The organism is Methylocella sp. (genome assembly GCF_041905455.1).
In the GTDB taxonomy this organism is placed as follows: Bacteria; Pseudomonadota; Alphaproteobacteria; order Rhizobiales; family Beijerinckiaceae; genus Methylocapsa.
Genome location: NZ_JAYRLA010000002.1, coordinates 98,765 through 110,962 on the forward strand (window position 1 = coordinate 98,765; position 12,198 = coordinate 110,962).

A 12,198-nucleotide genomic window follows, 5' to 3' on the forward strand; every position below is an offset into this window, starting at 1 on the left:
TCGGTCCGTAAATGGCGAAGTCCGTCGTCCATATCGTCGGCGCCGGCCTCGCCGGCCTTTCCGCCGCCGTCCGCCTCGCTGAAAAGGGCAGGGGGGTCGTCCTCTATGAGGCGGCGCGGCAGGCGGGCGGGCGCTGCCGCTCCTATTATGATTCCGCGCTGCAGATGGTGATCGACAACGGCAACCATCTGATGCTGTCGGGCAATGGCGCGGCGCTCGACTATCTGCGCCGCACCGGCGGCCTTCGCGCCGTCAGGATCGCCCCGCGCGCGGAGTTTCCCTTCGCCGACCTCGCCGCCGGCGAACGCTGGACGCTGCGCCCGAGCATGGGGCCGCTGCCGCTGTGGCTGTTCGACAGGAGCGCGCGCGTTCCCGGAACGGGCTGGCGCGACTATCTCGGCCTCCTGCCGCTGACGCTCCGGCGGCGCGAGGGGCGCGTCGACGAGAGCCTTGAATGCGCCGGCCCGCTCTACGAGCGGCTGTGGCGGCCTTTCCTCCTCGCCGCGCTCAACATCGAGCCGGCGGAGGGCTCGGCGCGGCTCGCAGGCCGGCTGCTGCGCGAGAGCCTCGCGCGGGGCGGGAGCGCGTGCCGCCCGGTGGTCGCCGAGGGCCTTTCCGCCGCCCTCGTCGAGCCGGCGATCGAAACGCTCGCCGCGCGCGGCGCCTTCGTGCGCCTCGACCACCGGCTGCGCGCGATAAGGTTCGAGGGCGAGCGCGCGGCGGCGCTCGACTTCGGCGACGCGCTCGAGACGCTCGGCCCGGGCGACGAGCTGATCCTCGCGCTCCCGGCGCCGGTCGCGCTGGACCTCGTGCCGGGCCTCGTCGCGCCGACCGAGCACCGCGCCATCGTCAACGCCCATTTCAAAATGGCGCCGCCGCCGGGCGCGCCGCCGCTGCTCGGCCTCGTCAACGCGACGGCGGAATGGATCTTCGCGTTCAAGGACCGCGTCTCGGTGACGATCAGCGCCGCCGACCGGCTGATCGACAAAAGCCGCGAAGAGCTCGCCGAGCTGATCTTCGCCGACGTCGCGAAAGCGTACAAACTTGCTCAACCTTTGCCGCCATGGCAAATCATCAAGGAGAAGCGGGCGACCTTCGCGGCCTCGCCCGCGCAGAACGCGCTGCGGCCGGGGCCGCGCACGCGCTTCGCCAATGTGACGCTCGCCGGCGACTGGACGCAGACAGGCCTGCCGGCGACGATCGAAGGCGCCGTGCGCTCCGGCTATGGCGCGGCCTTGATCGCGGCGGAAAATTGCGCCGCCGCGGCGAAACAGGCTTGAGGCGAGACAGGAAAGGACGGGCGTTGGACGATCGGACCGGGGTTTTTTCGTTCGGGGCGCAGGCGCCCGGGAGCGCCGCGGCCCGCCCCGCGGAGATCGAAAGCTCGATCTCGCGCGCCCGCGAGGCCCTGCTGGCGCGCCAGCAGGACGACGGGCATTTCGTCTTCGAGCTCGAGGCCGACGCGACCATCCCCGCCGAATATGTGCTGTTCCGGCATTTCCTCGGCGATCCGGCCGAGCCCGAGCTCGAGCGCAAGATCGCCGTCTACCTGCGCCGGCGTCAGTCGGCGGCCGGCGGCTGGCCGTTGTTCGCGGAAGGCGACTTCAATGTTTCGGCCTCGGTGAAGGCCTATTTCGCCCTGAAGATGATCGGCGACGAGCCCGACGCGCCGCACATGAAGCGGGCGCGCGACGCGATCCTCGCCCATGGCGGGGCGGCGCAGAGCAATGTCTTCACGCGCGCGCTGCTGGCGCTGTTCGGCGAGGTCCCGTGGCGCGCCGTGCCGGTCATGCCGGTCGAGATCATGCTGCTGCCGCGCTGGTTTCCCTTCCATCTCACCAAGGTGTCCTACTGGGCGCGCACGGTGATCGCGCCGCTCGCCGTCGTCAACGCGTTGAAGCCGCCCGCCGCCAATCCGCGCGGCGTCGGGATCGCCGAGCTGTTCGTCGTTCCGCCCGAGGAAGTGAAGCGCTGGCCGTCCGCTCCTCAGCAGCGCTTTCCCTTCACGACGCTGTTCGACCTCATCGACCGTGGGCTGCGCGCCGCCGAGCCGCATATGCCGAAGGGCCTGCGCCACAAGGCGATCGCCCGCGCCGAGGCCTTTGTGATCGAGCGCCTCAACGGCGAGGACGGGCTTGGCGCGATCTATCCGGCGATGGCCTATTCGGCGCTGATGCTGCACGCCATGGGCGCGAAGCCGGACGATCCGCGACTGTCCATGATCCGGCGAGGAATCGACAGGCTGCTCGTCGTCAAGGACGAGGAAGCCTATTGCCAGCCCTGCGTCTCGCCCGTGTGGGACACGGCGCTCGCCGCCCATGCGCTGATGGAGGCCGAGGGACATGGCGTCGAGGGCAAGCGGAGCGCGCCGGCGCGCCGCGCGCTCGACTGGCTGAAGCCGCTGCAGGTGCTCGACGTCAAGGGCGACTGGGCGGCGCAGGCCCCTGAGCTGCGTCCGGGCGGCTGGCCCTTCCAGTACGCCAACCCCCATTATCCCGACCTCGACGACACGGCCGTGGTCGCCATGGCCATGGACCGCGCCGACGGCGACGCGTTCGGCGCGCCGATCTCCCGCGCGCGCGAATGGATCCTCGGGCTGCAGAGCCGCAACGGCGGCTTCGCCGCCTTCGACGCGAACAACGACAGGGACTATCTCAATTACATCCCCTTCGCCGACCATGGCGCGCTGCTCGACCCGCCGACGGCGGACGTCGCCGCGCGCTGCGTCTCACTGCTCGCGCAGATGGGCGAGCGGCCGCAGACGAGCCCGGCGCTGGAGAAGGCGCTCCGCTATCTTGAGCGCGAGCAGGAGGCGGAAGGGAGCTGGTTCGGCCGCTGGGGCATGAACTACATCTACGGCACCTGGTCCGTGCTGTGCGCCTTCAACGCGCTCGGACTGCCGAAGGACCATGCGCCGACGCGCAAGGCGGCCGACTGGCTGAAGCGCGTCCAGAACCTCGACGGCGGCTGGGGCGAGGACGGGGCGAGCTACAAGCTCGACTATGCGGGCTTCCAGCCCGCGCCGAGCACGGCGTCGCAGACGGCCTGGGCGCTGCTCGCGCTGATGGCCGCCGGCGAGGTCGATTCGCCCGAGGTCGCGGCCGGCGTCGCCTTTCTTGCCCGCACGCAAGGGGAGGACGGCTTCTGGGAGGAGCGCCGCTACACGGCGACCGGCTTCCCGCGCGTGTTCTACCTGCGCTACCACGGCTATCCGAAATTCTTCCCGCTCTGGGCGCTGTCGCGCTACCGCAACCTCAAGAGCGGCAACGCCGCGCGCACGCCGTTCGGGATGTAGCGGTTGAGCGAGGCGCGCCGCCCCCTCGTCGTCGCCGTCGGCCTCAAGGCCGAGGCGCGCGTCGCGGCGCGGATCGCCGGCGCGCGCGTCGTCGCCGGCGGCGGCGATTCGCGCCGCCTCGCCGTCGCGCTGGAGAGCGCCTGCGCCGGAGCCTGCGGCGTGCTGAGCTTCGGGATCGCCGGCGGCCTCGATCCGGCGCTGGCGCCGGGGACGTCGTTCCTCGCGCGCGAGGTCGTCGCGCCGGACGGAACGCGCTTTCCCGCCGACGCGCGCCTTGTCCGGGCGCTCGGGCTGCCTGACGCCGTGTTCGCCGGCGTCGACGCGGCGGTCGGCTCGGCGGACGAGAAGCGGACGCTGCGCCTTGCGACCGGCGCCTCGCTTGTCGACATGGAGTCGCATGTCGCGGCGCGGACGGCCGCGCGCTTCGGCCTGCCCTTCGCCGCGCTGCGCGTCGTCGCCGACCCGGCCGGCGCCGAGCTGCCGCACGCCGCCCTCGTCGCCATGCGGCCGGACGGCGGGATCGCGCTTTCCCCGCTGTTGCGCTCGCTCGCCCGCGACCCGCGCCAGATCGTCGGGCTGACGCGCGCCGCCTTCGCCGCGCGCGCGGCCTTCAAAAGCCTATTCCGCGGCGGGCAGGCGCTCGCCCTCGGCCTGCCGGATTTCGGCGAGCTTGTGCTCGACATGCCGGCTGAAGACGAATTCGGCCGGCCGCTGCCCGTCTAGCGGGATGTCGGGCGCCATCGGGCCGCTCGAGCGCACGCCGAACAGCGACACCTTCAGCATTTCGAGCGGCCTGGCGAAGGCTTCCTCGACGGCGCTCGGCTCGAAGCCGCAATGGACCATGCAGTCGGCGCATTTCTCGTAGTTGCCGACGCCGTAGCGGTCCCAGTCGGTCTCCTCCATCAGCTCCTTGAAGGTCTTGGCGTAGCCTTCGCCGAGCAGGTAGCAGGGCCGCTGCCAGCCGAACACGGTGCGCGCCGGATTGCCCCAGGGCGTGCAATGGTAGCTGCGGTTGCCGGCGAGGAAGTCGAGGAACAGCGTCGACTGGAAGAACGGCCACGCCTTGCCGCCCTTGCCGCGGGAAAAGATGTCGCGGAACAGGGTTTTCGTCTTCTCGCGGTTGAGGAAGTGCTGCTGGTCGGGGGCGCGCTCGTAGGCGTAGCCGGGGGAGACGGTGATCCCTTCGATGCCGAGCTTCGAGACCTCGTCGAAGAAGGCGGCGACGCGCGCCGGCTCGGCGGAGTTGAACAGAGTGCAGTTGATGGTGACGCGAAAACCCTTCTCCTTCGCCGCCGTCAGCGCCTTCATCGCGCGGTCGTAGACGCCCGCCTGGCAGACCGAGGCGTCGTGCATCTCGCGGTCGCCGTCGAGATGGATCGACCAGTTGAAGTAGCGGCTCGGCTTGTACTTGCCGAGGTTCTTCTCGAGCAGCAGGGCGTTGGTGCACACGGTCACGAACTTGCCGCGCGCGACGGCGCCCTCGACGATCTGCGGCAGCTCCTTGTGCAGCAGCGGCTCGCCGCCGGCGATGACGACGACCGGCGCGCCGCATTCGTCGATCGCGCCGAGGCAATCCTCAAGCGGCAGGCGCTGGTTGAGGATCGGGTCGGGATAGTCGATCTTGCCGCAGCCGGCGCAGGCGAGGTTGCAGCGGAACAGCGGCTCGAGCATCAGGACGAGCGGAAAGCGCTTGCGGCCGGAAAGGCGCTGGCGGACCACGTAGCCGCCGATCTTGGCCATCTGAAACAGGGAAATTCCCAAAGCGGGCTCCAAAAGAGGCGGCGGCGAAAATTTCGGCGCGCGGGTCGCTGCGCCGGGCGCAGATCGAAAGTCGTCGACGATAACAGCCCAATCGCGCGCGTAATTCAACCTCGCCCGTCTCGCGCCTGCGAATTAGCGAAGCCTGTGGCCGATCGGTCGATCGGCGCTCCGCCTTGTTTCGGCCGCTTGCGCGCAGGAAGGTCGCCCGACGACAATTTCCTTTTCGCGGCCAAGCTGCGACAATGCGCGGCGCAGGCGCCTTCCGGCCGCCGAGCCGCGGACCCCGCTTTCCGCGCTTTCCGGCGCGCCGCGCCCACCCGATCCGATTGGCGACGCATGATCACTTCTCCCGAGAGCGAGGCCACGGCGAACGAGCCGCTCATCGCGCGCGCCGTCGTGGCGATCGTCGATTTCTGCCGCCGCCGCCGCTTCGCGGTCGTCGCCCTCGCCACGGCCCTGACCGCCCTCAGCGGCTGGTACGCCGCGAACCATTTCGACATCAACACCAACACCAACGAATTCATCTCGGCGAGCCTGCCGTGGCGGCAGGACCTCATCGCCATGAACAAGGCCTTCCCGCAGCGCGACGACCAGATCGTCGTCGTGATCGACGGCAAGACGCCGGAGATCGCCGAGGCCGCGACGCAGCGCCTCGCCGACGCGCTGCGCGCGAAGCCCGACCTCTTCCCCTACGTGCTGCGGCCCGACGGCGGCCCCTTCTTCAACCGCAACGGCCTTCTCTACCTGCCGGTCGAGGAGGTGAGGAACACCGTCGACGGCCTGTTCAAGGCGCAGCCTTTCCTCTCGGTGCTCGCCTCGGACCAGAGCCTGCGCGGCGTCTCCGACGCCTTCTCCTTCATCAACCGCGGCGTGCGTTCGGGCGCCGGCACCTATGACGATTTCGACCGCCCGCTCGTCGCCCTCGCCGGCGCGCTCGACTCGGCGCTCGCCGGCCAGCCGACGTTCTTCTCCTGGCGCGGCCTGCTCACCGGCGCGCCGCCCGACCCGCGCGAGCTGCGCCGCTTCATCCAGGTGAAGCCACGGCTCGACTATTCGGCGCTGCAGCCGGGGGAGGCGGCGAGCGCCTTCATCCGCAAGACCTTCGCCGACATGGGCTATTCGCCGGAGACCGGGGCGCGGCTGCGGCTCACCGGCCTCGTGCCGCTCGCCGACGAGGAGTTCGCCACCGTCGAGGACGGCGCGGCGCTCAACGGCCTCCTCACCGCGCTCATCGTGCTGTTCATCATCTGGCGCGCGCTGAAGGCGCCGAGCATCGTGCTGGCGGTCGCCTATACGGTCGTCGTCGGCCTCTTCGTCACCGCCGCCGTCGGCCTGATGATGGTCGGCGCGCTGAACCTCATCTCGGTCGCCTTCGCCGTGCTGTTCGTCGGCATCGGCGTCGACTTCGGCATCCAGTATTCGGTGCGCTACCGCGACGAGCGCCACAAGACCGGCGAGTTCGCCTCCGCCCTCACCGGCGCCGCGGCCAAGATCGGCCGCCCGCTGGCGCTCGCCGCGGCGGCGACGGCGGCGGGCTTCTACGCCTTCCTGCCGACCGACTATCGCGGCGTGTCGGAGCTTGGCCTGATCGCCGGCACGGGCATGTTCATCGCCTTCTTCGCCTCGATCACCGTGCTGCCGGCGCTGCTGGCGATCTTCCGGCCGCCGGCCGAGGAGGAGCCCGTCGGCTACGCCTTCCTCGCGCCCGTGGACGATTTTCTCGAGCGCCATCGCCACGCGGTGGTGATCTGCACGCTCGGCGTCGCGATCCTCGGCCTGCCGCTGCTGACGAAGCTCCATTTCGACTTCAACCCGATCAACCTGCGCAGCCCGAAGGTCGAATCCGTTTCGACCCTGCTCGACCTGATGCAGGACCCGGTCACCGACACCAACACGATCGACGTCCTCGCGCCCTCGATCGAGGCCTCGCGCGCCCTCGCCGACCGGCTTTCGGCGCTGCCTGAGGTCGCGCAGGTGATCTCGATCGAGAGCTTCGTGCCGCAGGACCAGGACCAGAAGCTGCCGATCATCGAGAAGGCGGCCGCCGCCTTCGCGCCGGTGCTCGATCCGACGCGGGCGCGTACGCCCCCGACCGACGAGGAGGACGTCGCCGCGCTGCTCAAGGCCGCCGACGCCTTTGAGGCGACCGCCGGCGAGACCCAGGGAAAGGGCGCCGACGACGCGCGCCGCCTCGCCGACCTGATGCGCCGCCTCGCCGAAGCGCAGCCGCAAAAGCGCGAGGCCGCGCGCAAGGCGCTGTTGCCGGGCCTTTCCGTCATGCTCGACCTTCTGCGCGACTCGCTGTCGGCGCAGAAGACGACGCTCGACTCCATCCCGCCCGACCTCAAGGCCGACTGGGTGGCGGCGGACGGGCGCGCCCGCATCGCCGTCTCGCCCAAGGGCGACGCCAACGACAACGCCACGCTGCGACGCTTCGCCGACGCCGTGCGCGCGATCGACCCGCACGCCACCGGCGAGCCGATCGCCATTCAGGAGTCCGGCGCCACGGTCGTGCGCGCGTTCGTCGAGGCGGGCGCCTGGGCGCTGATCTCGATCAGCATCCTGTTGTGGATCGTGCTGCGCCGCTTCTCCGACGTGCTGCTGACGCTCGTGCCGCTGCTGCTCGCCGGCGTCGTGACGCTCGAGATCACCGTGCTGGTCGGCCTGCCGCTCAACTTCGCCAACATCATCGCCCTGCCGCTGCTGCTCGGCCTCGGCGTCGCCTTCAAGATCTATTTCGTCATGGCCTGGCGGGCGGGCACGACCAAGCTGCTGCAGTCGAGCCTGACGCGGGCGGTGTTCTTCTCGGCGATGACCACGGCGACCGCCTTCGGCAGCCTGTGGCTGTCGAAGCATCCGGGCACCTCGAGCATGGGCAAGCTGCTCGCCCTGTCGTTGGCATGCACGCTCGCCGCGGCGATCCTGTTCCAGCCGGCGCTGATGGGGCCGCCGCGCAAGGTGGAGAAGACCGGCGAGGACGCCTGACGCGCCGCTCCGCTCCTTCGAGCCGTCTGGCGCGGGCGGGGCGGCTGGGCGCGCTTACTGCACGACGCGATAGCGAGGCGCGTTGTCGCCTTCGCTCGCGCCCCCGGTCTGGGCGCCGAGGCTGTTCTGATCCTTGAGCCCGCCGCTGCCGGCGCCGATGGCGACGCCCTGGACGCCGCCGGTCAGGATGCCCTGACCATAGCCATCCTTGACGCCGCCGGTCTGGGCGTTGAGCGCCAGGCCGGAGCCTTCGATGCCGCCGGTCACGCCGCCGCGGGTCGTGAGGTCCTTGAGGCCGCCGGCGCCGGCGCCCAGGGCGGTGTCGGAGAGTCCGCCGACGGCGTTGCCCATGCCGCGCCCCAGGCCGCCCGTTCCCGCGCCGATATGCGCCGTGCCGGAAACCATGGCGGCCGAGCGCGCCGGATTTATGGGCGTCGCGGAAGACACGGTCGCGCTGCTCGACGTCGAACCGGCGCCAAGTCCGGCGCCGCCGAACGCCGTGCCGGCGATGCCGCCGCCGCGGGTGATGACGCCAGCCTGCTGCGCGCCGGCGACGCCCGGCGCGAGCGCGAGGGCGGCGAGAAGAAGCAGGGAGCCGGCTTTGCGGGTCATCGGGCGCCTCGAGCTATGGGCCGCGGCGCGGACGCGGAGGCGCGTCAGCTTCCCGGCTTGTTTTTTTCCTCCAGGCTGGCTTTCAGGGCAAGCAGCTTGGCGAAGGGCGAGTTCGGATCGGGGGCGCGTTCGGGCGGTTTTCTCGGTCCTGTGGCGTAGGCGCCGCTGCGCGCGCGGCGCTCGTCCTGCCCCTGAGCCTCGCTGCGCCGGCCCCGCTCGGCGCCCTCGCGCCCGTCCTGGCGCGGCCCTCTGTTGAATTCCGCCTTGCCGGGGCGCGGGCCGCCGCCGAAGCGCTCGCGCGCGCCCTGGTCGCGCTGGCGCGCCGGCTCGCCGGCTTGCGCCGCCGCCGGGGCGCGCCGCTCGGGCCGGCGGTCGGATCGTCCCTCGGGACGCCCTTCAGGTCGGCGGGCGTGGAAATGATGGCGGTGCGGCCGCCAGACCTCGATCAGCGCCGGCTCCTCGGGGGCGGCCGGCTCGGCCGCTTCGCCAGCCTCCGGCGCGGCGGACGCCGCGGCGACGGCCGATTCGCCCTCGACGCGCGGAACGCCTTCGTCCTGCGCCGCTTCGGCCAGCGGCGAGGAGCCGAGAGGCTCGGCGTTCTCGAGCGTCTGCGCGCGCGGCGGCTCGCCTTCGACCTCGGCGGGCGGCCCCGCGTCCAGCTCGGCGGACGCGGCGTCGTCCTGTTCGGAGCTCGCCTCGACAGGCTCCGCGTTCATCGGCCCTGCTTCCGCCTCGACGGGCGCGGCGTCCTGCGGCGCCTCGTCGCGCCCGGCGCCTTCCACGGGCGAAGCCTCCGGCGAGCCGTCGTCCGCGGGCGTCACCGGCGCAGCCGCGTCCTCCGTCGTTTCCGCCTCGATCGCCCCGGCCTCGGCGGCTTTCGGCGCGAGCGGCTCGGTCGAAGCTTTCGGGAGCAGGGGAACGGTGATCGCCGGGCCCTTGCGGCGGTCGGCGACATAGCCGAGCGAGCGCAGGATCGAGGCGAAGCTTTCGCCGGAGCAGCCGGCGAGGGAGGTCATGCCGACGCTCACGACGAAGCCGTCGCCGTCGGCCGCGCCGGGCGGCGGATCGCCCGCCGTGACGCCGGGGCGATAGGCGATCGCCGGCCGGATCAGGTCGGCGAGCCGCTCGAGGATGTCGACGCGCACGGCGCGCTCGCCGCAGACGCGGAAGCCGGCGGCGCGGTAGAAGCCCTTCGGCGCGTCCTTGTCGGCGGCGAAGGAGGTGCGGCCCGAGGCGGCGAGATGAGGCACCTCGTCGAGGCTCTTCATGTCCAGGGCGCCGCCGTTCTTCAGCGCCCAGAGCTGCGCGGCGAGCGCGCGCGGCGCCGGCTTCACCAGCGCCGGGAGATAGAGATGATAGGCGCCGAAGCGCACGCCGAGCTTGCGCAGCGCGGCCCGCGCCTCCTGCGGCAGGTTCTTGACCTCGTCGGCGACCTTGGCGCGGTCGAGCACGCCGAGCGCCTCGCCGATCTGGAAGGCGAGGCCGCGCGCGACGCCTTCGAGGCCTTCGCCCTTCTCGAGCTCGGCGAGCGGGCCGAGCAGCTTCTTCACATGCTGGGCGAGCCAGAGCGAGAGGCGCCGCTCGACGTCCTCGCGGGCGGACCCGGCGAGGCCGTCGTCGGCGATGACGCGGATCTGCGGCTCGAGCGTATGGGCGCCGGCGGCGATGCGGCCGACCGGCTCGCCGAGCCAGCGGATCAGCCCGTCGTTGGCGAGCACGAACGCCTCGTCGACGGCCTCGCGCACGCGCGCGGCGCGGCCTTCGATCTCGCCGGCGAGCGCCTGCTGCGCGGCGGCGTTCAGCGCGCGCGCGGCCTCGCCGTTCGCCAGCGGGTCGGCGGAGAAGCAGAAGCCGTTCAGCTGGCCGACATGCTGCCCTTCGACGATCACGTCGCCGCTCGATGTGACTTCGGCTTCCAGCATGGCCTTCTCTCTCAGACGCCGCATCAGCACGCTCGTCCGGCGATCGACGAAGCGCTGCGCCAGACGCGCGTGCAGGGCGTCGGACAGTCTGTCCTCTACCTGACGCGCGATCCCCTGCCAATGGCCGGGATCGACGAGCCAGTCCGATCTGTTGGCGATAAAAGACCAGGTGCGGGTCTGCGCGACGCGCGCCGACAGCGCGTCGAGGTCGCCGTCGACGCGGTCGAGCGCGGCGAGGCGGCGCGCGAACCAGTCCTGCGGGATGCGCCCCGCGCGCACCACGAAGCCGAACACCTGCAGCACGAGCTCGGCGTGCGCGGCCGGAGACAGCTTGTGGTAGTCGGGAATCTGGCAGCAGTCCCACAGCCGCGCGACGTCGGCCGGCGTCGCCGAGATGCGCCGCGCGGTCTCGTCGCGCGCGGCCGCCTCGAGCGCGGTCTGGTCCTCGGCGACCGGCGCGCGCGTCAGGCCCGGCTCGGCGGGCAGGGCGTCGAGCGAGCGGGCGAGCGCTTCGATCGAGGAGAAATCGAGGCTCGAATTGCGCCATTGCAGCATGCCGACCTGGTCGAAGGCGTGCGCCTCGAGCGCCTCGACGAGCTCCTCCTCGAAGGGCGGGCAGCGTCCGGTCGTGCCGAAGGTTCCGTCGCGCGCATGCCGGCCGGCGCGTCCGGCGATCTGGCCGAATTCGGCCGGCGTCAGGCGGCGGCGCTGCCAGCCGTCGAACTTGCGGTCGGCGGCGAAGGCGACATGCTCGACGTCGAGGTTGAGCCCCATGCCGATGGCGTCGGTCGCGACGATGTAGTCGACCTCGCCGGACTGGAACAGCTCGACCTGGGCGTTGCGGGTGCGCGGCGAGAGCGCGCCGAGGACGACCGCCGCGCCGCCGCGCTGGCGGCGCATCCATTCGGCGACGGCGTAGACGTCCTCGGCGGAGAACGCGACGATCGCGCTGCGACGCGGCAGGCGCGAGAGCTTGCGCTCGCCGGCGAAGGTCAGCGTCGAGAGGCGCGGACGCTCGAGGACGCGCGCGCCGGGCAGAAGCGCGCGGATCGGGCGCTCCATCGTCGCGGCGCCGATCAGCAGCGTCTCGACGCGGCCGCGCTGGTTGAGCAGGCGGTCGGTGAAGACATGGCCGCGGTCGAGGTCGGCGCAGAGCTGGATCTCGTCGACGGCGACGAAATCGAGCCGCAGGTCGCGCGGCATGGCCTCGACCGTCGAGACGAAATAGCGCGCGCCTTTCGGCTTGATCTTCTCCTCGCCGGTGATGAGGGCGGCCGCCTCGCTCCCGACCTTCTCGACGACGCGGTTGTAGACCTCGCGCGCGAGCAGGCGCAGCGGCAGGCCGATCACGCCGCTGCGGTGGCTGAGCATGCGCTCGATGGCGTAATGGGTCTTGCCGGTGTTGGTCGGGCCGAGGACGGCGGCCACGCCTTCCGCCCGCGACGATCTGTCGGGGGCGGGCGCGGGATAGGACAGGTTCATCGCGCCTCGCCCGCGGGAGCGTTTCGGACTCGCGGCCCGGCGGCGCTTGCGTCCGCGGGCCGGCTCGCCTTTTCATATAGGCGAGCCGGCCGGCGATGTCGCCTTCCGGCGCCGATCGAACGTCAGGCGAACAAACTGCGC

Annotated in this window: 7 protein-coding genes; 4 read left to right on the forward strand and 3 right to left on the reverse strand. The window is 71.7% G+C overall.

Annotated elements, in window-relative coordinates; genetic code table 11:
• Positions 1-11: 11 nt before the first annotated feature.
• From hpnE to ACE3OG_RS02670, 3 genes are read left to right on the forward strand one after another with little or no spacing between them, the layout of a single operon-like run.
• Positions 12-1,280, forward strand: coding sequence for a hydroxysqualene dehydroxylase HpnE (gene hpnE / locus ACE3OG_RS02660; protein WP_374305862.1), 1,269 nt, complete (start codon positions 12-14; stop codon positions 1,278-1,280).
• 23 nt (positions 1,281-1,303) lie between these two features.
• Entirely contained in the window at positions 1,304-3,295 is a 1,992-nt protein-coding gene (gene shc / locus ACE3OG_RS02665; protein ID WP_374305864.1) for a squalene--hopene cyclase, read from the forward strand.
• 3 nt (positions 3,296-3,298) lie between these two features.
• Positions 3,299-4,018, forward strand: coding sequence for a phosphorylase (locus tag ACE3OG_RS02670; RefSeq protein ID WP_374305866.1), 720 nt, complete (start codon positions 3,299-3,301; stop codon positions 4,016-4,018).
• Here ACE3OG_RS02670 and hpnH read toward each other — a convergent pair.
• Positions 3,914-5,056 carry an adenosyl-hopene transferase HpnH gene (gene hpnH / locus ACE3OG_RS02675; protein ID WP_374305868.1) on the reverse strand — a complete coding sequence of 381 codons (1,143 nt, stop codon included), beginning with the start codon at positions 5,054-5,056 and terminating at the stop codon, positions 3,914-3,916. The genes ACE3OG_RS02670 and hpnH overlap by 105 nt on opposite strands.
• Positions 5,057-5,392: 336 nt before the next feature.
• Here hpnH and ACE3OG_RS02680 point away from each other — a divergent pair, with 336 nt between their 5' ends.
• A complete protein-coding gene (locus ACE3OG_RS02680; protein WP_374305871.1) occupies positions 5,393-8,041 on the forward strand; it encodes an MMPL family transporter in 2,649 nt (882 codons plus the stop codon).
• A 54-nt stretch (positions 8,042-8,095) separates the two neighbouring features.
• On the opposite strand, the gene ACE3OG_RS02685 is transcribed toward ACE3OG_RS02680, so the two are convergent.
• Positions 8,096-8,653: a hypothetical protein gene (locus ACE3OG_RS02685; RefSeq protein WP_374305873.1), complete on the reverse strand. Its 558-nt coding sequence runs from the start codon at positions 8,651-8,653 to the stop codon at positions 8,096-8,098.
• Positions 8,654-8,697: 44 nt separating this feature from the next.
• The gene (locus ACE3OG_RS02690; protein WP_374305875.1) at positions 8,698-12,057 is read right to left on the reverse strand and encodes a helicase-related protein; all 3,360 of its coding nucleotides are present in this window, start codon (positions 12,055-12,057) and stop codon (positions 8,698-8,700) included.
• Positions 12,058-12,198: the final 141 nt, after the last annotated feature.

Bases quoted from the DNA above. Each gene is read 5' to 3' on its own strand.
- hpnE (WP_374305862.1), top strand. From the start codon at position 12: ATGGCGAAGTCCGTCGTCCATATCGTCGGCGCCGGCCTCGCCGGCCTT.
- ACE3OG_RS02680 (WP_374305871.1), top strand. From the start codon at position 5,393: ATGATCACTTCTCCCGAGAGCGAGGCCACGGCGAACGAGCCGCTCATC.
- ACE3OG_RS02685 (WP_374305873.1), bottom strand. From the start codon at position 8,653: ATGACCCGCAAAGCCGGCTCCCTGCTTCTTCTCGCCGCCCTCGCGCTC.
- ACE3OG_RS02690 (WP_374305875.1), bottom strand. From the start codon at position 12,057: ATGAACCTGTCCTATCCCGCGCCCGCCCCCGACAGATCGTCGCGGGCG.